Origin of the sequence: Salinivibrio proteolyticus, from assembly GCF_027286365.1 — a bacterium.
GTDB lineage: Bacteria > Pseudomonadota > Gammaproteobacteria > Enterobacterales > Vibrionaceae > Salinivibrio > Salinivibrio proteolyticus.
The window spans coordinates 2,863,667-2,890,068 of the sequence record NZ_CP114584.1; the positions used below are offsets into that span (position 1 = coordinate 2,863,667).

23 protein-coding genes are annotated in these 26,402 nt (G+C 51.1%); 12 read left to right on the plus strand and 11 right to left on the minus strand.

Annotated features, from left to right (window positions below; all coding sequences use genetic code 11):
• Positions 1–13 precede the first annotated feature (13 nt).
• Positions 14–976 carry a type II secretion system protein GspC gene (gene gspC / locus N7E60_RS13390; RefSeq protein ID WP_269598595.1) on the minus strand — a complete coding sequence of 321 codons (963 nt, stop codon included), beginning with the start codon at positions 974–976 and terminating at the stop codon, positions 14–16.
• A gap of 202 nt (positions 977–1,178) precedes the next feature.
• Here gspC and hslR point away from each other — a divergent pair, with 202 nt between their 5' ends.
• The 4 genes from hslR to N7E60_RS13410 all read left to right on the plus strand — a co-directional run bounded on the left by hslR (position 1,179) and on the right by N7E60_RS13410 (position 6,436).
• Entirely contained in the window at positions 1,179–1,583 is a 405-nt protein-coding gene (hslR, locus tag N7E60_RS13395; protein ID WP_077455747.1) for a ribosome-associated heat shock protein Hsp15, read from the plus strand.
• 42 nt (positions 1,584–1,625) lie between these two features.
• The gene (gene hslO / locus N7E60_RS13400; protein WP_069591237.1) at positions 1,626–2,501 is read left to right on the plus strand and encodes an Hsp33 family molecular chaperone HslO; all 876 of its coding nucleotides are present in this window, start codon (positions 1,626–1,628) and stop codon (positions 2,499–2,501) included.
• 329 nt (positions 2,502–2,830) lie between these two features.
• Positions 2,831–4,459 carry a phosphoenolpyruvate carboxykinase (ATP) gene (gene pckA / locus N7E60_RS13405; RefSeq protein ID WP_069591238.1) on the plus strand — a complete coding sequence of 543 codons (1,629 nt, stop codon included), beginning with the start codon at positions 2,831–2,833 and terminating at the stop codon, positions 4,457–4,459.
• A gap of 126 nt (positions 4,460–4,585) precedes the next feature.
• Positions 4,586–6,436 (plus strand): AsmA family protein, encoded by a 1,851-nt coding sequence (locus N7E60_RS13410; protein WP_269597731.1) that lies wholly within the window; start codon positions 4,586–4,588, stop codon positions 6,434–6,436.
• Between the two features lie 4 nt (positions 6,437–6,440).
• Here N7E60_RS13410 and N7E60_RS13415 read toward each other — a convergent pair whose 3' ends face one another.
• Genes N7E60_RS13415 through N7E60_RS13425 form a run of 3 tightly spaced genes read right to left on the minus strand, consistent with a single transcriptional unit; the run spans position 6,441 to position 8,745 of the window.
• Complete coding sequence (locus N7E60_RS13415; protein ID WP_269597732.1) at positions 6,441–7,385, minus strand: bifunctional GNAT family N-acetyltransferase/hotdog fold thioesterase; 945 nt, start codon at positions 7,383–7,385, stop codon at positions 6,441–6,443.
• A gap of 24 nt (positions 7,386–7,409) precedes the next feature.
• Complete coding sequence (gene dtd, locus N7E60_RS13420; RefSeq protein WP_069591243.1) at positions 7,410–7,844, minus strand: D-aminoacyl-tRNA deacylase; 435 nt, start codon at positions 7,842–7,844, stop codon at positions 7,410–7,412.
• Positions 7,816–8,745: a virulence factor BrkB family protein gene (locus tag N7E60_RS13425; protein ID WP_269598596.1), complete on the minus strand. Its 930-nt coding sequence runs from the start codon at positions 8,743–8,745 to the stop codon at positions 7,816–7,818. Before N7E60_RS13425 ends, dtd begins: the two co-directional genes overlap by 29 nt.
• 94 nt (positions 8,746–8,839) lie before the next feature.
• Here N7E60_RS13425 and N7E60_RS13430 point away from each other — a divergent pair, with 94 nt between their 5' ends.
• Positions 8,840–9,475 carry a DUF2959 domain-containing protein gene (locus tag N7E60_RS13430; protein ID WP_269597733.1) on the plus strand — a complete coding sequence of 212 codons (636 nt, stop codon included), beginning with the start codon at positions 8,840–8,842 and terminating at the stop codon, positions 9,473–9,475.
• A gap of 58 nt (positions 9,476–9,533) precedes the next feature.
• On the opposite strand, the gene typA is transcribed toward N7E60_RS13430, so the two are convergent.
• Positions 9,534–11,360, minus strand: a complete 1,827-nt coding sequence (gene typA / locus N7E60_RS13435) for a translational GTPase TypA (RefSeq protein WP_077455753.1) — start codon at positions 11,358–11,360, stop codon at positions 9,534–9,536.
• A 516-nt stretch (positions 11,361–11,876) separates the two neighbouring features.
• Between typA and glnA the strand changes: the two genes are divergently transcribed.
• The 6 genes from glnA (at position 11,877) to add (ending at position 20,297) form a co-directional block, all read left to right on the plus strand.
• Positions 11,877–13,286, plus strand: coding sequence for a glutamate--ammonia ligase (gene glnA / locus N7E60_RS13440; protein WP_069591248.1), 1,410 nt, complete (start codon positions 11,877–11,879; stop codon positions 13,284–13,286).
• A gap of 111 nt (positions 13,287–13,397) precedes the next feature.
• The gene (locus N7E60_RS13445; RefSeq protein ID WP_077455754.1) at positions 13,398–13,955 is read left to right on the plus strand and encodes a DUF4124 domain-containing protein; all 558 of its coding nucleotides are present in this window, start codon (positions 13,398–13,400) and stop codon (positions 13,953–13,955) included.
• 124 nt (positions 13,956–14,079) lie between these two features.
• The gene (gene glnL / locus N7E60_RS13450) at positions 14,080–15,144 is read left to right on the plus strand and encodes a nitrogen regulation protein NR(II) (RefSeq protein ID WP_069591252.1); all 1,065 of its coding nucleotides are present in this window, start codon (positions 14,080–14,082) and stop codon (positions 15,142–15,144) included.
• Entirely contained in the window at positions 15,137–16,546 is a 1,410-nt protein-coding gene (glnG, locus tag N7E60_RS13455) for a nitrogen regulation protein NR(I) (RefSeq protein ID WP_069591253.1), read from the plus strand. Before glnL ends, glnG begins: the two co-directional genes overlap by 8 nt.
• 120 nt (positions 16,547–16,666) lie before the next feature.
• On the plus strand, positions 16,667–19,210 hold the full coding sequence (locus N7E60_RS13460; protein WP_269597735.1) for a bifunctional diguanylate cyclase/phosphodiesterase: 2,544 nt from the start codon (positions 16,667–16,669) through the stop codon (positions 19,208–19,210).
• Between the two features lie 85 nt (positions 19,211–19,295).
• The gene (gene add / locus N7E60_RS13465) at positions 19,296–20,297 is read left to right on the plus strand and encodes an adenosine deaminase (RefSeq protein WP_269598597.1); all 1,002 of its coding nucleotides are present in this window, start codon (positions 19,296–19,298) and stop codon (positions 20,295–20,297) included.
• Between the two features lie 48 nt (positions 20,298–20,345).
• On the opposite strand, the gene hemN is transcribed toward add, so the two are convergent.
• From hemN to N7E60_RS13490, 5 genes are all read right to left on the minus strand, one after another.
• Complete coding sequence (gene hemN / locus N7E60_RS13470; RefSeq protein ID WP_269597736.1) at positions 20,346–21,719, minus strand: oxygen-independent coproporphyrinogen III oxidase; 1,374 nt, start codon at positions 21,717–21,719, stop codon at positions 20,346–20,348.
• A 173-nt stretch (positions 21,720–21,892) separates the two neighbouring features.
• On the minus strand, positions 21,893–22,387 hold the full coding sequence (locus N7E60_RS13475; RefSeq protein ID WP_077640167.1) for a DUF2489 domain-containing protein: 495 nt from the start codon (positions 22,385–22,387) through the stop codon (positions 21,893–21,895).
• Positions 22,388–22,400: 13 nt separating this feature from the next.
• Positions 22,401–22,880 (minus strand): Der GTPase-activating protein YihI, encoded by a 480-nt coding sequence (gene yihI / locus N7E60_RS13480; RefSeq protein ID WP_069591261.1) that lies wholly within the window; start codon positions 22,878–22,880, stop codon positions 22,401–22,403.
• Positions 22,877–23,518: a class I SAM-dependent methyltransferase gene (locus N7E60_RS13485; RefSeq protein ID WP_069591276.1), complete on the minus strand. Its 642-nt coding sequence runs from the start codon at positions 23,516–23,518 to the stop codon at positions 22,877–22,879. The genes yihI and N7E60_RS13485 overlap by 4 nt, the downstream gene beginning before the upstream one ends.
• A gap of 713 nt (positions 23,519–24,231) precedes the next feature.
• Positions 24,232–24,849 (minus strand): c-type cytochrome, encoded by a 618-nt coding sequence (locus tag N7E60_RS13490; RefSeq protein ID WP_269597737.1) that lies wholly within the window; start codon positions 24,847–24,849, stop codon positions 24,232–24,234.
• A gap of 149 nt (positions 24,850–24,998) precedes the next feature.
• On the opposite strand from N7E60_RS13490, the gene yihA reads away from it, so the two are divergent.
• Positions 24,999–25,652 (plus strand): ribosome biogenesis GTP-binding protein YihA/YsxC, encoded by a 654-nt coding sequence (gene yihA / locus N7E60_RS13495; RefSeq protein WP_069590269.1) that lies wholly within the window; start codon positions 24,999–25,001, stop codon positions 25,650–25,652.
• 516 nt (positions 25,653–26,168) lie between these two features.
• Here yihA and N7E60_RS17465 read toward each other — a convergent pair.
• Complete coding sequence (locus tag N7E60_RS17465; protein WP_438616993.1) at positions 26,169–26,216, minus strand: hypothetical protein; 48 nt, start codon at positions 26,214–26,216, stop codon at positions 26,169–26,171.
• Positions 26,217–26,402 lie beyond the last annotated feature (186 nt).

Genomic DNA, 26,402 nt, shown 5'->3' on the forward strand with positions numbered 1-26,402 from the left:
CGAATGCTGTGGATTAAAGTTGAATCGAGATGTCATGTTGTTGTCCTTGTCGCTCGATAACCAAGTCAAGCGATCCCTGTTGTTGAATGCGTCCCAGAATATCAGGCAGTGCTGCGGACTGACTTAACGTCAGGCCATTGATAGCGACAGCAATATCCCCTGCCTGTAAGCCGGATTGCTCAAAAAAGATTGGATTACGTCCCGGTGTGAGGCGAAAGCCCTTTATTTGATCGCCTTCGCGCACTTGTGACAGCTGCACAAAGTCAAATAAGCGTTGCGGGTTCTGGCTAAGCTGCTGCGCTAAGTCGGCAGGCCAGTCAGGGCTGGTCTGCCGCTTGGTCGCCATCGACTTTGGGGGCGTCGACGCATCAGTAGGGGAGGAAAAAACGGTCTGCGGTGTACTATCTGCATCGACCCCTGGCATAAGGAGCGCTTCGCGTCTTGACCCTTGGCGTAATATCACCCGATCGGATAAGACTTGATCGACACTGACTTGGGTCCCTTTCACCTGCTCACCCACACCGTAAGTCACTTGACGGCCGCCGTTCGCGATCACGGCCAATGCACGCTTCGGATCGTTACTGGCCACCACGCCAACCAAAGTTAGGCGTAGCCGGGTTTCGGGGACATTGGTCACCGCATGTTGCGTGGGTTGGACGGCCGCTTGGTAACGCCCAAACAATTGGGCATTAACGATAGGTGCCAACGAAAAAGGGTCCGTCGCAGCGCGAGAGGACGACGCCGACTGGCTTGCTACGGACAATACAGGTGCGGGTGCAGGCGCATAAAACGCCCACACCATTCGCCCAGCCAACCATGCCAGAACGAGGAACAGTAAAATGTTTAGCCACGTCGCAAGTCGTGCCACCTGCTGCGGTGACACAGTGAACATGCCATGCTGGCGTCCTGCCTTACGCATCATCCCTTCCAAACCAAATTGAGTCACCGAGTGTCCATTGATGGCTTTTTTTACCATCAAGTTCCATCATTAGATTACGAAAAGCTGGGCATACTAGCAAAAACACGATGTGATATTGAGATAATTTTCATTTTTGTCGTAATCCCACATCCTAACCAAGCCAGCACATTTAGGTCAGATTGTACCTCGACGCTGTGATACTGCTCTAAAGGAATTTTTGTGCTAATGTCGCCCATCCGGATTGCGCAGGAGTTGAGTCATGAAAACACACGCATCGGCGCCCTTGACGGCAGTCAGGCTAGACAAGTGGCTATGGGCCGCTCGGTTCTACAAAACACGGTCAATTGCACGCAACATGATTGACGGCGGCAAGGTGCATTATAATGGCCAGCGCGCCAAACCTAGCAAAATGGTTGAAGTAGGTGCTGAGATCCGACTTCGGCAAGGACACGAAGAAAAAACCATTACTGTATTAGAATTATCAGAGCAGCGTCAGGGTGCGCCGATTGCGCAGACGCTGTATCAAGAAACCCAAGACAGTATCAAACAGCGTGAGCACAACACGGAAATGCGTCGCTTACACGCACACAATCCGCGCCCAGAAAGCCGGCCGGATAAGAAACAACGCCGAGATATTCGTAAGTTTAAACAAGGCATAGAGTAAGGCCGATCCCACTAACCAGGCCCTAAGCCGGAGAGAGATTGCATGTCAAACGATCAACTACACCGTTACCTATTTAAAGATGTGTCTGTGCGTGGTGAGCTGGTCAAGCTCGATGAAACCTATCAACGCATATTGGAAAACCAAGACTACCCTGCGCCCGTCCAAGCGCTACTGGGGGAGATGCTTGTCGCCACCAGCTTGCTCACTGCCACCTTAAAATTTGAAGGCTCGATTACCGTGCAACTACAAGGTGACGGTCCGGTATCACTGGCGGTGATCAATGGTGACCACCAGCAGCAACTGCGCGGTACCGCACGCCTGAAAGGCGACATCAAAGCCGATGCTACCCTACCTGAAATGCTCGGTAAGGGGCAGCTCATTATCACTATCGAACCGGTCGACGGCGAACGCTATCAAGGCATTGTGGGCTTAGACTCGGATCATCTGCAAGGCTGCCTTGAAGACTACTTTGCGCGTTCAGAGCAACTGGAAACGCGACTTTGGTTGCGCACCGGTGAGTTTGATGGCAAACGTCACGCGGCCGGAATGATGCTGCAAGTGCTACCGGATGGCAAAGGGGACGATAACGACTTTGACCATTTGGCGAAGCTGACTGAAACCGTTAAAAATGATGAATTATTTGGCCTTGATGCAAAAGACGTCCTTTATCGTCTATATCACCAAGAAAGCGTCACCGTTTTCGATCCTCAGTCAGTATGCTTCAAATGCAGCTGTTCACGCGAGCGCAGCGCACAAGCGATAGCCGCGATTGAACGCAGCGAAGTCGATAAAATGATTGCAGAAATGGGCACAATTCGTTTGCACTGTGATTATTGCGGCAGTGATTATGCGTTTGACAGCGTCGATGTCGCAGCCATCTTTGAGCAGAACGCCGATTCATCGTCACAAATGCAGTGAAAAACGTGCTACATATTTAGTTGCATAAAACAAAGAAACCCAACTTAGTTCAAAAGCCAGCATCAAGCTGGCTTTTTTCTTGGTCTCCTCGGACACATCTCACATTTTTTTGCGCATTAATTTTGTACAAACAATAAGAGCTCTGTGGGTAGCGCAAACGTTTAACTAAGCGTTACCATAGAGGGAGTCACGTCACCTGGTGGTCAGTACCCTACAATCAAAATAGCCCTAGTGTGCGTGCGGTAATTTTTTGCAGTAACTCCCTGAATGGCACTATTCAGGTTGCTAGCATAAAGACAGTTAACAACATCTTACCCCAAGGAGCACCTATGACTGTCCTGAACGTCGAATCCGAAGTCGCCGGCATCGATCTTTCCCGTCATGGTCTGGAAAATGTCAAAGAAGTCATTCGCAATCCCTCTTATGAACAGCTGTTCGAGGAAGAAACCAAACCTGGGCTGGAAGGCTACGAAAAAGGCGTGGTGACTGAGCTCGGCGCTGTGGCGGTGGATACCGGTATTTTTACTGGCCGTTCACCAAAAGATAAATACATTGTGCGTGACGACACCACCCGCGATACCGTGTGGTGGTCCGATCAAGGGAAAAACGATAACAAGCCGATTGATCACGCCGTTTGGAAAGATTTAAAAGCTTTAGTCACCCAGCAACTCTCTGGCAAACGTCTGTTTGTGATTGATGGCTACTGCGGTGCCAACCCTAACACGCGTTTACGGATCCGTGTGATCACCGAAGTGGCGTGGCAAGCGCACTTTGTGAAAAACATGTTTATCCGCCCTACCGATGAAGAGCTAAAAGACTTTGAGCCCGACTTTGTGGTCATGAACGGTGCTAAATGCGTCAACAATAAATGGCGCGAGCATGGTTTGAACTCGGAAAACTTCACGGTCTTCAATCTTACCGAGCGCATGCAGCTTATCGGCGGGACATGGTACGGCGGCGAGATGAAAAAAGGCATGTTTGCGATGATGAATTATTTCTTGCCTTTGCAAGACATCGCGTCCATGCACTGCTCGGCAAATATGGGCAAAGACGGCGACGTCGCGATTTTCTTCGGCCTATCTGGCACGGGTAAAACAACCCTCTCCACCGATCCGAAGCGTCAGCTGATTGGCGACGACGAACACGGCTGGGACGATCATGGTGTGTTTAACTTTGAAGGCGGCTGCTATGCAAAAACCATTAAGCTGTCCAAAGAAGCAGAGCCCGATATTTACAATGCCATTCGCCGTGATGCACTGCTTGAAAACGTCACCGTACGTGGCGATGGCCGTATCGACTTTGACGATAACTCCAAAACCGAAAACACCCGAGTGTCTTACCCGATTTATCATATCGATAATATCGTTAAGCCAGTGTCGAAAGGCGGACATGCCAACAAGGTGATCTTCCTCTCCGCGGATGCGTTTGGCGTGCTACCGCCAGTGTCTAAACTGACGCCTGAGCAGACCAAGTATCACTTCCTGTCAGGCTTTACCGCCAAGCTGGCCGGCACTGAGCGTGGTATTACAGAGCCAACCCCTACCTTCTCAGCTGCTTTTGGGGCCGCATTCTTGACCTTGCACCCAACCAAGTATGCAGAAGTGTTGGTCAAACGTATGGAAGCGGCAGGTGCAGAAGCCTACCTAGTGAATACTGGTTGGAACGGCTCAGGCAAGCGTATTTCGATTAAAGATACCCGCGCCATTATTGACGCTATCTTAGATGGTTCGATTGAGAAAGCAGAAACGAAGACGATTCCTATCTTCAATCTCACCGTGCCCGTCTCACTCGACGAGGTCAACGATGGCATCCTTGACCCGCGTGACACCTATGTCGATCCACTCCAGTGGGAAAGCAAAGCGAAGGACCTTGCCCAACGCTTTATCGATAATTTCGACAAGTATACAGACACCCCAGAAGGGGCTGCTTTGGTTTCAGCCGGGCCTCAGCTCGACTAAATCATCCCACTTACGCCTCATAGCAATATGGGGCGTACTTTTTGCCTAGCAGTTGAATTTAGGCCACTTTTGCTCCAGTCTTAATCCATTCATCGTCACCTTTTCTCGCTCCGATAGGATTTGCCCATGCGCATCCTGGCCAAACTGATTGCCAGCTTGATCATCCTGATTGTTACCGCGCTTTTCGTGGTTGTGGTGCTTTTGCATACCCGTTACAGCACACCTGTCTTTAATACCGTCTCCCAGACTCTGTTACCCGGTAAACTCACCGCGGCACAAGTGGGGTATCACTGGCGCTCACCGCTGCAACTGACATTGATTCAACCGGATTATCAAGCCTCCCAAACCGATTGGCATGCGGACAAACTACAACTTTATATAGACCCCGCCACCTTTCCACACATTGCTTGGCTACGCATTGATGGTATGGATATTGACCTTGATGCGCTGGACGCCAACCCATTTCAGGAATTACCTCAAGGGCTTACCATTGGTCGAGTGCTACTGAGTGATATCACCCTACACACGCCGCACTGGCAAGCCACCAATGTACGAGCACAACTCGATAATTGGCAAAAAGGCTCCCAAGCCTATGGCACAGTGAAAGGACGAGCACAATGGGAAATAGGCTCGCTTAACGGACAAGGTATCGCCTTAACCCAGTTACTACTGGATGCGAAACCGAGTGACCAAGGGTGGGAAATTCTGGGCGCCTCGATGCAGTGGCAACGCGCTGCAATCAGTGCGCAGGGCCATTGGCAACCCGGCACCCTCGCGCTCGAGCAACTCACTATCAGCGATGCGGTGATTGATAGCGAGCAAACCCGCCAGACCCTCGCGCAAGCGCTCGCGGCTTGGCCTCACGATACCGTGTTAACCGTCGCCCGCGCCGACGTAAGACAACTCAGCGCAGAAACGCATCTCCTGTCGGTGAACCAATTAACCTTCTCGGCGCAAAATCTTCGTTTCGCCCCCAACGCGCCTTGGTGGTATCAACCGGCGATGCGATTGTCATTCAACGCCGATTATTTACGCTGGCAAGGCCAAACTTGGGAACAGCCGCTGGGCGATATCGAGTGGAGAGATAACACAGTGATCGTCAATCAGCTCACCAGCCAATTGCAGGAGGGCTTTTTTGCTGTGTCTGGCCAATTCACCCAGAACAATTGGCAGATAGACCGCTTTCAAGCCAACGGTTTAACCCTCTCTCGCCAAGAGCTTGATCCCCTTCAAGCCCTGTTACCCGGTATACCGACCCAACTGAGCATCACCAGTTTACAGCTAAAGCATAACGAGTGGCTCAACTTATCCCCTGACTTTGCCACCAAAATCAGTGGCATTGATGTGGATGGCCAATCTCTTGAGATCCGCGATGGCGAGCTGGTCAATGGTCTCATTACAGCCAGCGCCAACCATGCAAGTATTAACCAGCAGTGGATCGCAGAGCCCTACCTGCGTCTTGAGGCCCATGATCGAAAACTTCAGCTGCACCAATTTTTACTGGGTTTTCCCGATGGCCAACTGGCGCTGTCTGGGCAGATCAATCTCGCCGCACCGAGCCGACCTTGGTCACTGGCCGTTGACGGTTTGCAAATTCCCTTGTCCATTTACCATGCTTGGTTCGATTGGCCACTACCGCTAGACGGCTTTCACGATATTGAGGGGCAATGGTCAGGGCTGGCAGCAGACGCACACAGTTTTAAGGTGGGGTTGAACGGTCAGTTAGCCGTCACTTTTCTCGACAGCGCTGCGGCGCAAACCGACCTATCTGTGGATCAACCTTGGTCTATTCGGCTCGCACACTGGTTGAAAGGGGAGACTGTTCCGCCTGAGGAAAGCCGCTTAGTTCCGCTACCCTTTGCATCGCTGACGCTCAATGCCGATCGCGGTGACATTCGCGCCACGCTCAACGGCGAGCAAACCCTGTCACTCCGCTGGCCGATTTATCAAGCGACAGAGCCTAACCTCAGCGAATAAGGCGCTAACGCAGCAGAGCCAGTTGCGGGGCCGGTTGGGTCGTTGCCGCATCATCCGATGGCAGTAAGACATAGGTACCCGTGAACACTCCAGCCTGTTCATCACCACTGAAAAACGCCACTTCTAGCGTCACCCGCGCTCGACGCCCGTTTTCGAGTCGGTCTAGATCGCCGCTTAAACTGTCTAATGACACGCTGGCACGGGGACGCTCTGCCACCGGGCGACGATAGCGAATATGGCTGTCTGCGAGCACAATATCCGCACTCAGCTGGCGCTCTTTCATCAGCAACCACACCATGCCCCAACCGGCGAGCGTGGCAAGGCTGAAAATACTGCCTGCAAACATGGTGTGATGCGGGTTTAGATTGGCATTAAGGTTGGCGCACACTTCGAAGCGATAGCCGGTAAATTGAGTGATTTTAACCCCCATTTTGTCACTGATGGGGATCTGATGTTGCCAGCGCGTTTGAAGCTCTGCGCACCATTCAGGTCGACGCACGACATCGGAAAGTGGGTCTAAATGCTTCACCATTTGTTGATGACGGATCGGACCGCGCTCATCGTTCAACTCACCTTGGCTAATAAATTCATGCTTGGCGTAAAAACTGACCGCATCCTCACGCGCATTACAGACCAAGCGCTTTGCACCTTCTTGGCGTGCTAAGGACTCTAGTGCCATCAGCACCAAGGCGCCAAGACCACGGCTGCGATAGTCCGGTGAAACCGCCATATAACGGATTTGACCGTCGTTATCTGGGGTCAGATACAACCGCCCAATCGCTACAGGCTCGCCATTGCCATCGACAATCATTCGATGGCAAGCACTCACGTCATACGCGTCGCGTTCAGAGCCACGCGGTGCATGCCAAGGCTCGCGTAGCATGCGATAACGAAAATCGTAATACCGCGCCAGATCTTGCTCTGTTTGTGGCGTCACCATTCGGAACATGCCTGTCTCTCCCTGTTAGGCTGGTTAAACCTGAAGCCAAAATGTGACCGGTCCATCATTGACCAAACTCACTTTCATGTCTGCGGCGAACTGCCCAGTTTGGGTCTGAAGCCCCGCTTGGCGACAGTGATCACAAAACAAATCGTACAAACGTGCCGCCTCTTCCGGCGCCGCGCCTGAAAAGCTCGGCCGCATCCCTTTTTTAGTATCCGCTGCAAGGGTGAACTGCGAAACCACCAGCAGCTCGCCTCCAGCCTGAGCAACATTGAGGTTCATTTTGCCGGCATCGTCTTCAAACACCCGATAGCCAGTGACTTTGTGCGCCAGTTTGGCAGCCTGCGCATCGGTATCCCCTTTTTCTACGCCTAATAGCACCACAAGCCCTTTGCCGATGGTACCGAGGGTATTGCCCTCAACCGTGACGTTCGCTTCACTCACGCGTTGAATTAAGGCGATCATAACGCTCCTTATTGTCTTCATTTTCAATCACAGCAGGGACAGGTGTGTCTCGCGGCGCCGCATCCCCTTGGGGTCGCCACAGTGCCGACTCATGCAAGGTGGCCGTCACTTGAGCACCAAACAACACAATGCACCAACTAAAATACACCCAAACAAATAAAATCGGCACCACGGCCAGTGCACCGTATATCAGCTGATACGAAGGAAAGTGCGTGACATACAACGCGAACACTTTTTTGCTCAATTCAAACAAAATGCTGGCAGCTGCCGCGCCCACTAACGCATGGCGCAATCGCACTCGGGTGTTCGGCACCATCGTGTACAGTCCCATAAACGTAAGCGTGGTTAACACAAAGGGTAATCCACGCAGCAAGGTGGTTAATAAATCACTGGCGACGCCACTTTGTAAGAGCGATAGCGACGTCAAATACGAGCTTAAGGCAATGCTGGTACCAATCAAGATAGGGCCCAGCGTCAGCACCATCCAGTAGATCGAAAAGGCGATCATCATTGGTCGCTTGGTCTTAATCTTAAAGGTGTGGTTCAAGCTCTTATCAATGGCAGAAATGAGCATAATGGCGACCACGAACAAAAAGCTGACCCCCACCGCGGTCATCTTGCCCGCGTTGGCGACAAACTCATTGAGGTAACGCGCGACAATTTCGCCCGCCGCTGGGACGAAATTCTTGATCACAAACTGCTGCAGTGTTTCACCCACTTGCGAAAAGCCGGGAAAACTCGAGAACGCAGACAGCACCACGGTGACAAGCGGGACCAAGGACAACAAGGTGACATAGGCCATATAGCCAGCGCTCACGGTGAGCCTATCTTCTCCCATTCGTTGCCACAAATGACGAACCATGGCCTGTAGCCAGTCACGTGAACATTGCCATGAGGGCATGTCACGCAGCGGATTATCGAGCATACCTTGTTCCTAACCTTGTGTTAGCCTTACGCTTATTCAGTGTACATGATTTATAACCAAGGAGTTGCCTGTGCGGGCCATGCTACTATTTTTGACCAGTTTAACCCTGCTGACCGGCTGTCAGTCTGCCTATTACGCAGCGATGGAGCAAGTCGGCGTTCATAAGCGCGATATCATGGTCGATCGTGTTGAAGATGCTGCCAGTGCGCAGCAAGAGGCACAAACCCAGTTTAACGACGCGCTTGAAGCATTGACCGCATTGACGCAGTTTGATGGCGGCGAGTTACAAGCGGCTTACGATACGGTCAATAAGCAATATCAAAAAAGCGAAGCAGCAGTGACTCAGGTTCGTGACCGCATTGATGCCTTGGACGCCGTGGCGCAGGCCTTATTTGCCGAGTGGGACGAGGAGCTGGCGCTATACACCAATCCACGCCTCAAACGCGAGAGTGCTCAGCGTTTGCGAGCCACAAAAGCCGAGTATCAGCGCTTGTATGATGCCATGCAACGCGCCGAACGCACCATGACACCCGTGCTAAATACGCTGCAAGATAACCGCTTATATCTGAAACACAATCTGAATGCACGCGCCATCGGTGCACTCCAAGGCGAATTCAAAAATCTCGCCGGCGATATCGATCGCGCTATTGCCGATATGCAGCGTGCCATTCAAGCGTCCGATCGGTTTATTCAAACCCTTAATTAATCCATAGGCACAAAAAAAGGCACCCGAGGGTGCCTTTTTGACGCTTCGCATTCACGATTTAGCCTTTACGGCCTGCACGCTTACGCTCAGTTTCAGTCAGTAACTTCTTACGAATACGGATGCTTTCTGGTGTCACTTCCACCAGCTCATCGTCATCGATAAACTCAAGCGCTTGCTCAAGGGTAAACTTGATGGCTGGTGTCAGTACCTGTGCATCATCAGTACCAGACGCACGTACGTTGGTCAGCTGCTTACCTTTCAAGCAGTTAACGGTCAGATCGTTAGAACGGTTATGAATACCGATGATTTGACCTTCGTACACTTCATCACCGTGCTCAGCAAACAGACGGCCACGCTCTTGCAAGTTAAACAGAGCATAAGTCAGTGCTTTACCCGCCGCGTTAGAAATCAGTACACCGTTAACACGTTGACCGATATCACCGCCTTTAAATGGGCCGTAGTGGTCAAACGTGTGATAAATCAAGCCAGAGCCCGAGGTCAGGGTCAAAAACTCAGTCTGGAAGCCAATCAGGCCACGAGACGGCATCATAAAGTCCATACGGACACGGCCTTTGCCGTCAGGCAACATATTGGTTAATTCACCTTTACGCAGACCGATGTTCTCCATCACGCCGCCTTGGTGCTCTTCCAGTACGTCAATGGTCACGGTTTCAAACGGTTCCAGTTTTTGACCATCTTCTTCTTTGATGATCACTTCTGGACGTGATACCGCAAGCTCGTAGCCTTCACGACGCATGTTTTCGATCAGGATAGACAGGTGCAGTTCACCACGACCGGATACGCGGAACTTATCTGGGTTATCCGTTTCTTCAACGCGCAGTGCAACGTTGTGTACCAATTCTTTTTGCAGACGCTCAAGAATGTTACGCGACGTAACGTATTTACCTTCCAGACCCGCAAATGGCGAGGTGTTAACTTGGAAAGTCATGGTTACAGTTGGCTCATCGACGGTCAACGCTGGCAGCGCTTCTGCATTGCTTGGATCGCAGATGGTATCTGAAATTTTCAGCTCGCCAAGACCGGTGATAGCAATGATGTCACCCGCTGTCGCTTGCTCAACGTCGTTACGCTCAAGGCCCAAGTAGCCCAGTACGCCACCTACTTTACCGTTACGCTTGCTACCGTCGGCGCTAACAATGGTCACCTGTTGGTTAGGCTTCACTGAGCCGCGAGTAATACGGCCAACACCGATAACGCCTTTGTAAGAGTTATAGTCCAGCTGAGAGACTTGCATTTGGAATGGGCTGTTGATGTCAACATCCGGCGCTGCAACGTTATCAACGATCGCATTGAACAGCGGTTCCATGTTCTCGCCTTCGGTGGCTTCGTCTAGGCTCGCCCAACCGTTTAGTGCGGATGCGTAAACCACTTGGAAATCTAGCTGCTCGTCTGTCGCACCCAAGGTATCAAACAGATCGAATACCTGATCCATCACCCAGTCAGGACGCGCACCTGGGCGGTCAATTTTGTTGATAACCAAAATTGGCTTCAGACCGTGTGCAAACGCCTTTTGGGTGACAAAACGCGTTTGTGGCATCGGGCCGTCAACCGCATCAACCACTAGCAACACAGAGTCAACCATCGACATGATACGCTCTACTTCACCACCGAAGTCGGCGTGTCCAGGAGTATCGACGATGTTGATACGGTAGTCATTCCAGTTAATCGCGGTGTTTTTCGCCAAAATGGTGATGCCACGCTCTTTCTCAATGTCGTTCGAGTCCATGACACGCTCTTCCACTTCACCGCGGGTTGCTAGCGTGCCGGACTGCTGCAGCAGCTTATCCACTAGCGTGGTTTTACCGTGGTCAACGTGGGCAATAATGGCGATATTTCTCAATTTATCAGTCTGTAAGTTGGTCATGGACTCTCTTTTCACTCGATAGACGGGGGCGCGCGCCGAACCTTGGGTTAAACACACCTACCACGACGGTGCCGCCACCTGATTAAAAAAACGGCCGTAATGTACCAGATTTTGTCGCAAAACCCACCTAAATATGTGAATCAGCGCAAAGACAATGACGGACTCTTGTGTCCACACTGGTGAATTATTAAGCAAATACAACGGCTCAGTGAGAAAAAGACCAAGATGAATTTTTAAAGGCAGACCACACTCTCACCGCCATTTGTCTGCTATAACTTCGAGGGCTGCACGGCTGTCGTGCGAATCCAACACCACTGCCGAGCTATTTGCACCATAGCAATGCATTCATGCACAATAATGGTGCATACAGACAGTGTTTCGGTGCCCATTAATCGTCGCGTTTCCCGTCAATGGGGCAATTAGCACGTTTAAAATTGTTGGCACAGTTTTCGCTTTGTACTGTGCAAGGAGCAAACCCAGCTTACCCTTTTATTTTGACACCGGAGGTTATTTCACATGTCAGTAGAAAACGTGCTCGCATTGATCCAAGAGAACGAGGTGAAATTCATCGATCTGCGCTTTACCGATACTAAGGGTAAAGAGCAGCATGTCTCTATTCCTTCACACCAAATCGATGCTGACTTTTTCGAAGAAGGCAAAATGTTTGATGGCTCATCCGTCGCCGGTTGGAAAGGCATCAACGAATCAGACATGATTATGATGCCTGACCCAAGCTCAGCCGTGCTGGACCCATTTACCGAAGAAAGCACGCTCAACATTCGCTGTGATATTCTTGAGCCCTCAACCATGCAAGGTTATGAGCGTGACCCTCGCTCGATTGCCAAACGTGCCGAAGACTACATGCGCGCAACTGGCATTGCTGATACCGTCCTGATCGGTCCTGAACCAGAGTTTTTCTTGTTCGATGACGTGAAATTCGCCACCGATATGGCCGGCTCTTTCTACAAAATTGATGATGTCGAAGCGAGCTGGAACTCAGGCTCGGCGCTGGAAGGCGGTAACAAAGGCCACCGTCCGGGCGTAAAAGGCGGCTACTTCCCAGTTGCCCCTGTGGATTCATCACAAGATATCCGCTCTGCCATGTCATTAGTGATGGAAGAAATGGGCCTCGTGGTTGAGGCGCACCACCACGAAGTGGCAACCGCAGGACAAAACGAGATCGCAACCCGCTTTAACACTCTGACCACCAAAGCGGACGAAATTCAGATTTACAAGTATGTCGTGCATAACGTCGCGCACGCCTTTGGTAAAACCGCAACCTTTATGCCAAAGCCACTGGTTGGTGATAACGGCTCGGGCATGCACGTACACCAATCACTCGCGAAAGACGGTCAAAACCTGTTTGCCGGTGACAAGTACGGTGGCCTGTCCGAAACCGCTCTTTATTACATTGGCGGTATCATCAAGCATGCGCGTGCCATCAACGCCTTTGCCAACGCTTCAACCAACTCGTACAAGCGTCTGGTTCCCGGTTTTGAAGCGCCTGTCATGCTGGCTTACTCCGCACGTAACCGTTCTGCGTCTATCCGTATTCCGGTGGTGCCGAGCCCGAAAGCACGTCGTATCGAAGTCCGCTTTGGCGATCCGTCTGCGAACCCATACCTGTGCTTTGCTGCGATGCTGATGGCTGGTCTTGACGGGATTAAAAACAAGATCCATCCAGGCGATGCGATGGATAAAGACTTGTACGACTTACCCGCAGAGGAAGCGGCGGAAATCCCAACCGTTGCCGAGTCCTTGAAAGAAGCCTTGCAAGCCCTTGATGCCGATCGTGAATTCTTGACGGCTGGTGGCGTGTTCTCGGATGACTTTATCGACTCTTACATTGGCCTAAAAGCCGGTGACGTGGAGCGCATCCAAATGACCACGCACCCTGTTGAGTTCGAACTTTACTACTCAGTGTAAAGCGCCCACCAACAGAAATTACGGCCCACCTCTCAGGTGGGCTTTTTTATGCTTGAGCCCGCCTAATGCCGTTTTACACTCAGTGTTTTACCGTGATAAGGCACAACAAACATGAAATGGCTTCTCGTAACTTGGTTGCTTATCACACTGCCTTGTGCAGCCACCAGCGTCTATCAATGGACCGATGCGCAAGGGGTTTTGCATCTCAGTGATACGCGGCCGGTTGGCGAGATGTCGGTCACTGAGCATACGGTAACGCCCTTTACGCCATCCACGCCGCCGGTCTCACCTTCATCGAGCCTGACACCTGCCTCTCCCTCAACCGAGCCGGACATTGCCGTGGCGCTCTCACTACTCCATCCTGCTGAAGGTGCGACCTTGCGCAGCAATCCCGGTAAGCTCAAAGTCTCGGCATCAGTCCGTCCCGTCCATGCAGCCACAGAGTCGGTGGTATTGCTCCTCGATGGTGCAAAGGTAGCGCTTTCCCCCCAGCAAACCACACAGCAAGATCAGCGAACGTTGCATTGGTATATTGAGCCAGTCGATCGGGGCACTCACACGGTGCAAGTGCAATACATTGAAAACGGCAAGGTTATTGCATCATCTCCCGTTCATCGTTTCTTTTTGCACCGTGCACATCTCAATCAACCGTCGCGTCAGACGCACTAGTGAGGCGGTTATCGCCTGATGACAACCGATTGAGTTCACAAAGCCACCGACGGGGGCTGCACGGTGTACAGAGTTTGATTACACTCAATGCACCATTATAGTGCAAATAAGGATTCAGCCGCACATGATGCCAGGGCAACTGTTCGATCATCTGCTAACGGCCATTGTCGTGGTCGACACACAATGGCGTATTTTGTACGCCAATGCAGCCGCTGAGCAGCTGATGCACCAAAGTGTCCGCCGTTTAGTTAACCAACCGCTTACAGAACAGCTCCAACATGCCAGTGTGGATTGGTCACACATCGTCAGTACCACACAAGCCGGACAGAGCTTGACCGACAGTGATGTGACTTGGGTGGTCGACGGTCAACCACAAAAAGTCCAACTTAGCGCGAGTCCGCTATTTGATGACCCAGACGGCGGGAAAATCCTGCTCGAAGTCAATGTGGTTAGCCAGCAGCAACGGATCAGTAAAGAGCTCGCCCAAAAAGCACAGCAGCAAGCGGCCAAAGAATTAGTCCGAGGATTAGCGCACGAAATAAAAAACCCGCTCGGTGGCTTACGTGGCGCGGCACAGCTGCTGGAAAAAATGTTGCCCGATGCGAGCTTGGCCGAATACACCCAAATCATCATTGAACAAGCGGACCGGCTGCGTAATCTCGTCGACCGACTACTGGGCCCGCAGCGTCCGGGGCTGCGACAAAAGCAAAATATTCATGTGGTGCTGGAAAAGGTCCGTCAGTTAGTCAATCTCGACACGCAGGGCGCGGTCGATATCATTCGCGACTACGACCCTAGCTTGCCGGATTTTGACATGGATCCAGAACAACTTGAGCAAGCGATTCTCAACGTGGTGGCCAATGCTGCCGACGCGGTGCGCGAGCAAGCCGATGGACAAATTACCTTGCGTACACGCACAGGGTTTCAAACCGTGATTCATGGCATGCGTCATCGTGTCGTGGCACAAATCGAGATTATCGATAATGGGCCGGGCATCAGCCCCGAGCTACAAGACACCTTGTTTTACCCTATGGTCACCAGCAAAGTGAACGGAAATGGCCTCGGGCTTGCGATTACCCACCACCTCATTGATCAGCATAAAGGAAAGATTGAGGTTAATAGCTGGCCGGGGCACACCTGCTTTATCATCCAATTACCGATTATTGAAAAGGACACCACGCATGAGTAAAGGAACCATCTGGATTGTTGATGATGACAGTTCCATTCGTTGGGTCATGGAGCGCACCTTAAGCGCCGCCAATTTAGCGTGTCAGACATTTTGTGATGCCGACAGTGTGTTAAGCGCACTCCGCGAGCAAACACCCGATGTGTTGGTCTCCGATATCCGCATGCCGGGCACGGATGGGCTCGCCCTTCTCCATCGTGTTCATGAGCAACATCCGGATTTGCCAGTGATCATTATGACCGCACACTCAGATTTGGATGCCGCGGTGAATGCTTACAAAAAGGGCGCATTCGAGTATCTGCCGAAGCCATTTGATATTGATGAAGCCCTAGCCTTAGTCGAGCGTGCACTGGCACATCGCAAAGAGCAGCAAAAGCAGCAAACCACCCAGCCTTCTCAAGCGGACATGCCAGAAATCATTGGTGAAGCGCCCGCCATGCAAGAAGTGTTTCGCGCCATAGGTCGCCTTTCTCGTTCATCGATTTCAGTCTTGATTAATGGCGAGTCTGGCACAGGGAAAGAGTTAGTGGCGCAAGCATTGCACCGCCATAGCCCCCGCGCTGACCATGCTTTTATCGCACTCAACATGGCCGCGATTCCCAAAGATTTGATTGAATCTGAACTGTTCGGCCACGAAAAAGGCGCCTTTACCGGTGCAAACTCGGTGCGCCAAGGACGGTTTGAGCAAGCCAATGGCGGCACGTTATTCCTCGATGAAATTGGCGATATGCCACTGGATGTGCAAACACGTTTGCTGCGTGTGCTGGCGGATGGCCAATTCTATCGCGTCGGTGGTCACGCCGCCGTGGATGTGGATGTGCGGATCATCGCCGCCACCCACCAAGATTTAGAGCGCTTGGTGGCGGAAGGCGCATTTCGAGAAGACTTGTTCCACCGCCTGAATGTCATTCGCGTCCATTTACCGTCTCTTAAAGACCGACGCCAAGATATTCCGCAATTGTGTCAGTATTTTCTCGCCCGCGCCGCGGAAGAGCTCGGCGTCGAAGCCAAACAGCTCCATCCAGATACCAAGGCCATCATGAGCCAGCTACCTTGGCCGGGGAATGTGCGTCAACTAGAAAATACCTGCCGATGGTTAACCGTCATGGCCAGTAGCAATGAGGTCTTACCCAGCGACTTACCTCGCGAGCTGCTTCATCAGCCCACCCGCCTCGCTGAGAACGAAGAGCAAGACTGGCAGCACGCATTGGCGCAATGGGCAGAGCATGCGATTGCCAGCGGCCAACACGGCATTTTGCAACAGGCACTGCCGAGTGTTGAGCGCATATTGTTGGAGTCAGCATTGGCACACACCCATGGTCACAAGCAGGATGCAGCGAAAATACTCGGATGGGGACGAAATACACTCACTCGCAAGCTAAAAGAGCTTAATATTGAGTCATGACTCATTATTAAAACTCAAACACTTTGAACCTCTGCTAAATTTAATAACAGTGATTGGAGTACAATCCGCCAATTGTGTTGGGTTCTTAAGAAGAGTTAAGTTGTTGTACTAATGAGAAACATGCGTCCCCTTTCGATTCGAGCAGCTGTCATGTTACCCGTGTTTCTCGTACTCACGCTGACACTGATTGTGATCGTTTTTACAATCAACAATCATTACCAGTCCAGTTCGCGTTTCGTCGGTAAGTTACTGCTTACCGACTACTCTCAGGGGATAGAGCAGGACTTACGTCAATACCTCGAAAATCCGTTTTACACCAATGTCTTTGTCGCTGACAGCGTGGCAGCGTGGGCGAAAGATCGCAATCCCACCCCACAAGACATTCGCAATTACTTGCTCAACAGCTATACCTCCCTTTTTCAAGCCATGCCTCATATGCAGGTGTTGAGCATTGGTGTCGATGCCCGCGGCGACTATTACGGCTACCGAAAAAGCGCCAGTGGCCAATACATCCTCATGGAGCGCAGTGATGATACCGACCGCGCCTTGCGCATCTTCGATGGGCGTACGCCTTTATCCAATGTGATTTATCAAGACGGGGATTACGATCCCCGTGTGCGCCCTTGGTACATTCCTGCCTTTAACCGTGAGCAGCCACGCTGGACCGATATTTATCGCGATACCGATGAGGTGGGAGAAGTCTCGCTCTCTGCCATTGCCCCCATCCAAATAAACAACAAAGTATGGGGCGTGGTTGCCAGCGACATTAAACTCACTGCTTTCAATCAGTTTTTAAGTGAGCGTCAGCAAAAGCTGGGCGGTGCCTTGTTTATTGTCGATAGGGAAGGACGCATGCTGGCACACAGCGGCCAAGACAGCCCGACCAATATTCTTCATTTTCCCGGCGACCCCAATAACTCGGTGCTCAACAATACCATTAGAAATATCTCCGATGACTGGCCTCCTGCGCCCTCGCAATTAGGGCAGCCTTTTTATTTTAAGATTGCCGATCAGGGCAATTTTTACGGCACGATCAAGAGGGTAGATATGGCGGCACCGTTCCAGCACGACTGGTATGTGGTGGTGGCCTTGCCCGATCAGCTATTGCTGGAGAGCTTACTCAACCAACAAAAGATCAGTGTCTATCTGGTGATAGCCATGGCGCTAGTTGGGTTAATGGTGGTGTATTTGATTATTCGCCAACTCACCCGCCCTTTGCGCGATACCGCGGAAGCTGCCGCCAAGCTTGCTTCAGGGAACCTGACGTATCGGATCAACACCTCTGCCAGTTTGCGAGAAATCGCCATCCTTAAAGATGCCTTTAACAACATGTCAGACAAGGTGCAGGATTCGTTCAACGCATTACGTCTACAGGTCCGGCAAGACAACTTAACCCGTTTGTACACCCGAGAAGGCTTATTAGAACAAGCCAATACCATCCGCTATCACGCGCCCAACACCTTAGTGATCCTCGGCATCAACGGGTTTCGCAACATCAATGACAGCCTTGGCCAAGACGGCGGCGACCAACTCCTGTGCACCATTGCTCAGCGCTTAACCGATCTCGCGGATGGCACTGGGATGTTGGTGTCACGGATTCGCGGTGATGAATTTGCTGTACTGGCTCCCAACACCACCAATCGCACTCAGTCAGAAGCCTTGGTGAATCAATTGCTCAGCCTGTTCAAGCGTCCGGTAAAAATCGGTAACGATGAGGTCTTAGTCGATGCATGTGCGGGGGTAGTCTTTGGCCACACTTTTGGCGATGCCATTTATGAAGGATTGCAACACGCAGGATTGGCACTGAGTGAGGCAAAACGCAGTGAAACCGATGCCTATGTTTTCTTTGAGGCCAGTATGCAAGCGCGTGTCCAAGAGCAGTCGCGCTTGCTGCTCGAGCTTCATCATGCCGTACAGCACCATGAATTTGTGGTTTACTATCAACCTCTTGTGCGTCTTGTTGATGGCCGTTTCTGTGGCGCCGAAGCACTGGTCCGTTGGGAAAGCCCCAGTCGGGGTATGGTGTCGCCCGCCGAATTTATTCCGGTGGCCGAACAAAGCGGTTTAATCAATCAAATTGGTATGCAAGTGCTCGAACAGGCTGCGTACGATACCGTCGCTCAAATTGAAAAAGGCGTGTGGGCAGCGGATTTTCAGCTGCACGTAAACTTATCCGCCCGCCAGCTTTTATCCGCTGATTTTATCGATAAGTTGCAAGATGTCCTGTCACGTACTCGCTTGCCCGCCGATAACCTCACCTTAGAGATCACCGAATCTCAACTTATGAGCCACGAGCAACTGGCGACATCAGGGCTAACTAAAATCCGTGCACTGGGCATCAAAATAGCCATCGACGATTTTGGGACCGGCTATTCGTCTTTGGCATACCTTCACCAGATGGCCTTTGATAGCTTAAAAATCGATCGCAGCTTTGTGCATTCGATGACTGAAAATGTGACCAACCAGCGCATCATTGAAGCCGTAGTAGCCATGACCCGTGGCATGGACGTCCACCTCGTTGCCGAAGGGATTGAAACCCAAGAAGAAGCGATTCGACTGCGTGAAATTGGCTGCCACTACGCCCAAGGGTTCTTGTTTGCCAAGCCGCTTCCTTTGGCCGAACTGCCAACAGAACGGGTAACGGATAAGCTCCCCACGCGATAGTTGTCACGTCATCGGCATACTGGCTACTGACGATGTGATGGTCAATCGCTATACTGAGCGCCAACTCACCTGCTGGGAACCGATGATGATAAGAAAAGACCTACCCTTGACGGACTTACACCGCCATCTGGACGGCAACATCCGTATCGAGACCATTTTAGAGCTGGGGCAAAAATTCGCGATGCCTCTGCCGGCAACCAACATCGATGCGCTACGCCCACACGTGCAAGTGGTTGAAAACGAGCCGGATCTGGTCGCGTTTTTGTCCAAGCTGGACTGGGGCGTCGCCGTGCTGGGTGACTTGGATGCAGTGCGCCGTGTGGCGTATGAGAACGTCGAAGACGCATTAAACGCACGCATTGATTATGCGGAACTACGCTTTTCGCCTTACTACATGGCGATGAAACATCAACTGCCTCTCGAAGGCGTGGTGGAAGCCGTGGTCGATGGCGTGCAAGCCGGTAGCCGTGACTTTGGCGTAAAAACCAACCTGATTGGTATCATGAGCCGCACTTTTGGCCCTCAAGCTTGTATGGCGGAGCTAGATGCCTTGCTGCCCCAGAAACATCAATTGGTCGCCATCGATCTGGCCGGTGATGAGCTGGGCCAACCTGGCGATCAATTTACCCAACACTTCACCAAAGTCCGTGCCAGCGATCTGCAAGTGACCGTGCACGCGGGTGAAGCCGCGGGTGCGGCCAGCATGTGGCAAGCCATTAATGAACTTGGCGCGACCCGAATCGGGCACGGGGTTAAAGCCATTGAGGATCCAAAACTGATGGACTACTTAGCCGAAAACCGTATCGGGATTGAAAGCTGCCTAACGTCGAACATTCAAACCAGTACGGTGGCGGATTTGTCTCAGCACCCGGTACGTCAGTTCCTCGATCACGGTATTCTTGCTTCGTTAAATACCGACGATCCCGCCGTCGAAGGCATTGAACTCCCGTATGAATACGAAGTGGCTGCCCCAGCTGCGGGCTTAACTGCTGCGCAAATCCACACACTGCAAGAAAATGGCCTGACCATTGCTTTCTTGTCTGACAGTGAGAAAGCGGCACTGACCGCCAAAGCCGCGGCCCGCTAATTTGCGAACCAAGCGACACAAAAAACCGCCGTTTGGCGGTTTTTTTGTTTAAATCACTCGCGAGAACTGTTGTTGGCGAGCCCTATCCCGTAAATAAACATCAAAACTCATACAGATGTTACGAATCAACATGCGCCCCGTTTTGGTCACTGCAATGCTGGTGTCGGTCAAGGCGACCAAGCCATCATCGACAAAACACTGCAAGAGTTTCAGATCCTCGGCAAAATAGCCATCAAAGTCGATGTCATACTCGGCCGCAATCTGGGCTTTATCCAAGTAAAAATTACACATCAATGCTTTGATCACATCACGGCGGATCCGGTCATCGCGCTCTAGCATCACGCCTTTGCACAATGCATGGCGCTCAGCATCCACTTGCTGATAATACTGCTTCATGTCCTTTTGGTTTTGGGCGTAACAATCGCCAATCATCGAAATTGCCGACACCCCCAACCCCAGTAAGTCACAATCACCTTGCGTGGTGTAACCTTGGAAATTGCGGTGTAAACGCCCTTCGCGCTGCGCGACAGCCAATTCATCATCGGGCAGAGCAAAGTGGTCCATGCCGATAAATTGGTAGCCAGCATCGGTTAATGTGGTGATGGTCTCTTGCAGCATAGTCAGCTTGGCATCTGGCGATGGGAGGTCGTCGTCTTTAATTTTGCGCTGCGCAGCAAACAGCGATGGCAAATGCGCATAATTAAACACCGACAAACGTCCCGGACGCATCGCTAGCACTTGCTCTAAGGTCTTGGCAAAACCCGCTGGCGTTTGTGTGGGTAAACCATAAATTAAATCAAGATTGGTGGATCGAAATCCCAGCTCATGCGCACGCTCAACCAAGGCGTGGATAAAGTCTTCGTCTTGCTCTCGATTGACCAACTGCTGCACTTTTTTATCAAAGTCCTGCACGCCAATGCTAATACGGTTAAATCCCTCACCGCGCAAATGATCAAGCATGTCCAATGGAATTTCACGCGGGTCCACCTCAATGCTGATTTCTGCCTCGGCCTCAAAGTGAAACTCTTGACGCAACAAGTTCATCAAACGGGATATTTGCGGTTTGGTTAAAAATGTCGGCGTCCCTCCACCCCAATGCAATTGAGTCACGCGACGCGTGCCCAGCAAAAACGCGCGCTGGCGAATTTCATGCTCTAGCGCATCCAAGTATTCATCCGCTTTATGCTGATGGCGCGTCACCACTTTATTGCATCCGCAGTAATAACAAAGCTTATGGCAAAACGGGATATGCACGTAAAGCGATAAGGGCCGGTCAGGATACTGGCTACAGGCCATATCAAATTCAGCGGCCGTAAAGGCTTCGTGAAATTCTAACGCGGTAGGATACGAGGTATAGCGGGGCCCTGAATAGTTGTACTTATTGATAAGGGCTTGATCCCAAATAACTTGTGGTGAGGACATGGCTTACAATTCCGCAAAGAGCGCTCAGGACAACAGCGCCTAGTGTGCCACAGCTTTTGGTGATGTGTTGAGCACAAACCGGCGCTAGCGATGCGAAAATGTCGGTGAGATCGAGTTTCGCCCAATAATTATAGGGGTATTGCGCGGTCAGAAGATAGACCGCGCGACTGGCTTTAATGGGTCAGGATATGATCGGGGATATGGCGACCGCCCGTAAACGCGAGAATCTCGGCCAACTCGGCCTTGATCGCTTGCTCAAGGCGCGCTTCGTGTTTCGCCCGTTCTAGGTCAAACTTCATACGCTCTTTCTTTTTCAGCGCACTGCGAGCCTCGCCGCGTGGAGTATCTTTCACCGCCTCATACAGCTCAAACAAGGCGGGATAACGGCTATCAAACTCGACCCGTTTATCGCCTTGCAAATGATCCATGATCATATAGAGCCGAATCGCCGCTTCCGATAAATCACACTGATCGTTAAGTGCAGCAAACGCAATCACGTCGACACTCTCGACAATTTTATCGTTGCGCTTGGCAATTGCAGCCTCTTTTTGCTGCGCTTGTAAGGTGTTTTGGCGTTTTAATTTAGCCAGCAACACCCCCGCATAAATGGATAGGCCGAGAATAATTAATCCGCCTAGTCCGGCTAATACCCAGATCCAATCCTGCACCTGTTACTCCTCGTTAGTCGTCCTGTTGTTCAAATTTCGCCAGCAGGTCGTCTTCATCAGTGTCGTCGTCATTGAGTAAACCAAGCTTATCCATCAGCACTTCAATGCGATCGAGCTTCTCATCCACATACGCTTGCAGACCAGAGCCTAACTTCTCACCGTTTTCGATACGATCCAACAACACATTCAGTTGAGGGTCTTGCTCGAGTTTGGCAAGCTCTTGCTCAGGCGTGAGTTTAGGCTGCTTTGGTTTCACCGCATCCGTCCCGAGTGGGATAGGCTTTTTACTGCCAATGCGCGGGTCTTTATTACCTCCGCTGCGGCGCGTTTGCGTTTTACTTTCTTCCGAATGACGCGAGCCGGCTTTTTTACCTTTGCGCTTTTTCTGCTTTTTCAGCATACGCGCAATGCGATCTTGTTCATTCTGATTTTTATCTACGTATTGCGCCGGGCCTTCCGATCCTACGCGGCGCGTTTTCTTTTTACGCGTCATGACAGTGGTTTCCTCATTAAAATTACGTCGTTGCCAACAAATTCAAGCGCAAGGCCCGATTGTGCGGCTAAAAACTCAAAAGTATGACGGCTAAAAAAGCTCACGTGTGTGGGGTCATTTTTGTAATGCCAACGTGAGAATGCCGCTTGGTCTGTGACCAACTTGGTCATCAACCCAAGCCATCCACCGGGCTTTAGCATGGCTTGCCATTGTTGCCAAGCCACGTCGGGTTGATAAAAGTGTTCGATAGCTTCTGTACAGGTAATAAAGTCATACTGCGTCTCTAAGACCTGTGCATCTGGCGCATAGAAGGGATCATAGCAGGCCATCGTGTGCCCTGCGTCAGTCAGCATTCTCGCCAATACCGGCCCCGGTCCACAACCAAAATCGAGCCCGTAAGCATGTTGGGGTAACCGTGTCATTAACGGTGTGAACAGGCGGGACAGAAAACGTTTATAGCCTTCATCCTCAGCATGGTTTTGGTGTAAGTCGTAAATCGCCTTCTCATCATCCGCCGATAGCAACGCATCACGGTCAACGAAGACTAACTCACACACTGCACACTGGAAGTATGCTCGCTGTTTATCACTATGGTAAGGGTGTACGCCTTGGTGCGCACATAATGGGCAATGCTGCATATCATTCTTCAATGCCAGAAGCTGGCGCGAATGTAGCAGAAAGTGGGTCAATAAAAAAGCGACAGGCATAAAGCCTGTCGCGGTATCGCCTGAGCGATATAAGCGGGTGTCGTCCGTCCTGGTACGTCTTTCGTCCCTGCTTGATGGCGCTGTGCGCCCTTTGTATCAACGTCCTGTTGCTGTGGTGGCTACCTGCCTAACAGTCGCATCCTGCGTCCTTGTCATCATGACAACCACGGCACTGTCCTCGTGCATCACACTCCTTGTGCTAACGCGCTCCATGCGCACCACCGTGGTGGCGTCACCTTCCTAGCGTTTCTCCCGCGCTCCGTGCGGGTGATGCATCAACGTCCTGTCGATGGGGATAGAATACTACAACCATAATCATTGCCTAGAATTACAGCCAAAAAACAGATGGGAACAAAACGGCATTAAGTCATAAGTAGCTGAATATTATGTTTATATTTTATTGTCTCGCATAAATCATATCTATTTTCACGGCAATCTATGGGCGATCTCTTACAAAAAAAGTCGCTCTTTTCGCGGTGCAGCTATCTGCGTCAATAGGGTCAGGTGCGCGGAGTCGGTTCGTATGAGTAAAAAACCGAAGGCAAACGCTAAGCGGGTAAGACGTCAGGCAACAAAAAAGCGAAAGCGGCCTGCGCCCCTTTCGCTTTCGATATGTGTGCGTGTCGCTGCGAGGCGATGCTGTCTTAGTGCAGACCACCAAGATATTTTGACAACGCATCAATCTCGTTGTCGGTCAGCTTCGCCGCCACTGAGCGCATCATTTGATTCATATCGTTATGACGATCACCATCGCGGAACATTTTCAGCTGACTCGCTAGGTATTTCGCGGGCTGGCCAGAAATTTTGGGGAAACCAGAAGAAGGCGTACCATTACCGCGCGGACCATGACACGCAGTACAGGCTGCAATGCCACGCTCAGGATCACCTGCCATATAAAGCTGACGGCCAACCGCCACCGAGCCTTCAGGCGTAGTGCCAGGCTTAGGCGTCAAGGTCGCATAGTAAGCCGCGAGATCAGCCATGTCTTGCTCTGAAAGCGGTGCAACCATGCCTGCCATCACAGCATTGTAACGACCTTGCTCTCCGCCGCTTTGCGCGCCGAGCTTAAATTCCTTTAATTGCTTTTCAATGTAGTTGGCGTGCTGACCCGCCAAGTTGGGGTAGTCAGGCAAAATGCTATTACCATCGGCACCGTGACAGGCGGCACAGGTATTGGCTTTTGCTTTGCCCGCTTCAGCATCTCCTTGGGCCCAGGCTGAGGCGCTGGCGAGGAGGGTCAATATTAGCGCTAATTTCTTCATGACATTCCATTTATAATTATCAAGCTTCCAGTACCACTACTTCGTTACCGTCATGGTACAATAACCGATCAAAAACCGAGCACGGTTATTTTACACAAATTCACACAAAAGTAATCAGTCTACTACACCAAGACGAGACGGAGTTAACAGTGGAGCAATCGCTTAATTACCGTAACACCCAATTTGTTACCAGCGCACCCGATATTCGCCATCTGCCTGATAATACTGGGATAGAAATCGCGTTTGCTGGTCGTTCCAACGCCGGCAAGTCTAGCTCCCTTAACCGTCTTTGTGACCAAAAGAGCCTTGCAAAGACCAGTAAGACGCCGGGGCGGACACAATTAATTAACCTTTTTAAGGTGGACGATGGTTGCCATATTGTCGACCTGCCCGGCTATGGTTTTGCCCAAGTGCCACTGGAGATGAAAGAAAAGTGGCAACGTTCGCTGGGTGAATACCTACAAAAACGCGAGCAGTTGGGCGGACTGGTGGTGTTGATGGATATTCGTCATCCCATGAAGGATCTTGATCAACAGTTGATTCATTGGGCAGTGCAATCCAACCTGCCTGTCATGGTGTTACTGACCAAAGCCGATAAACTAAAATCCGGCGCCCGTAAGCAACAACTGATGAAGATCCGTGAAGCCGCACTGGCGTTTTGTGGCGATGTAGAGATTGAATTGTTCTCATCCCTAAAAGGCATTGGCGTCGATAAGCTTCGCCGTAAGCTCGACACTTGGTACCACCAAGCGCCTGATGAAACCGTTCTCGACGAGACTTCCCCTGATGCGGAGCCGGAGTGATCGCCTCTTATACGCCGAGTAAGCTGCATTTATAAGCTCGTCTAGCCTGAAGATGGCAGAGAAAATAAAGTCCCCACCTGAACAGGTGGGGCAACGGGAGAGAAATAGGATTTATCTTATTATCGCGACAAGTTTTATAGACAATCGCCCATAACGCAAGTATCGCTTTGTCGAACCATTAGTCTCGCCGCACATTCACTTTGATTCCTGCCTCAAGGTCACAAAACCATCACTTCGGGCAAAATTGCCCAAAAAAAAGCCGACCCTAAGACAGGATCGGCGAATCTTTGTGCGTAAGCGATCTGATAAGACCCCGTAGACACATAAAGAACAAGAAGCTGCGCGCATTATAACCAAGCTCATCACTAAAATTAAAGTAATTACTCTAATTTTTTTGAAAAGAATGAGCATAAGCGAGTCAGCGAAACATAAAAAGGCAGTGGCAGGGTGTCTTCATCGGTTGGGAAATGGCCAATAAAAAAAGCCCCAGTCAGTATCCTGACTGGGGCTGCTGAATCAGCCAAATCCAATAACGTGAAACAAAAGGTCTGAAAGATAGAACATCTTACCTCTGTACCCTACGCCAATAACTGTATATCAAATGCACAGCGTTGAAAAGTATCCTACGTAATTTTTTTTCATAAATTTGTATCGAAATGTGCAAAAAGACGCCAAAACAGCAAGATAAACGGACGAAAAAAAAGCCGACATGGTGTCGGCTTTAGCTTTTTTGTTATTAAACCACAGGAA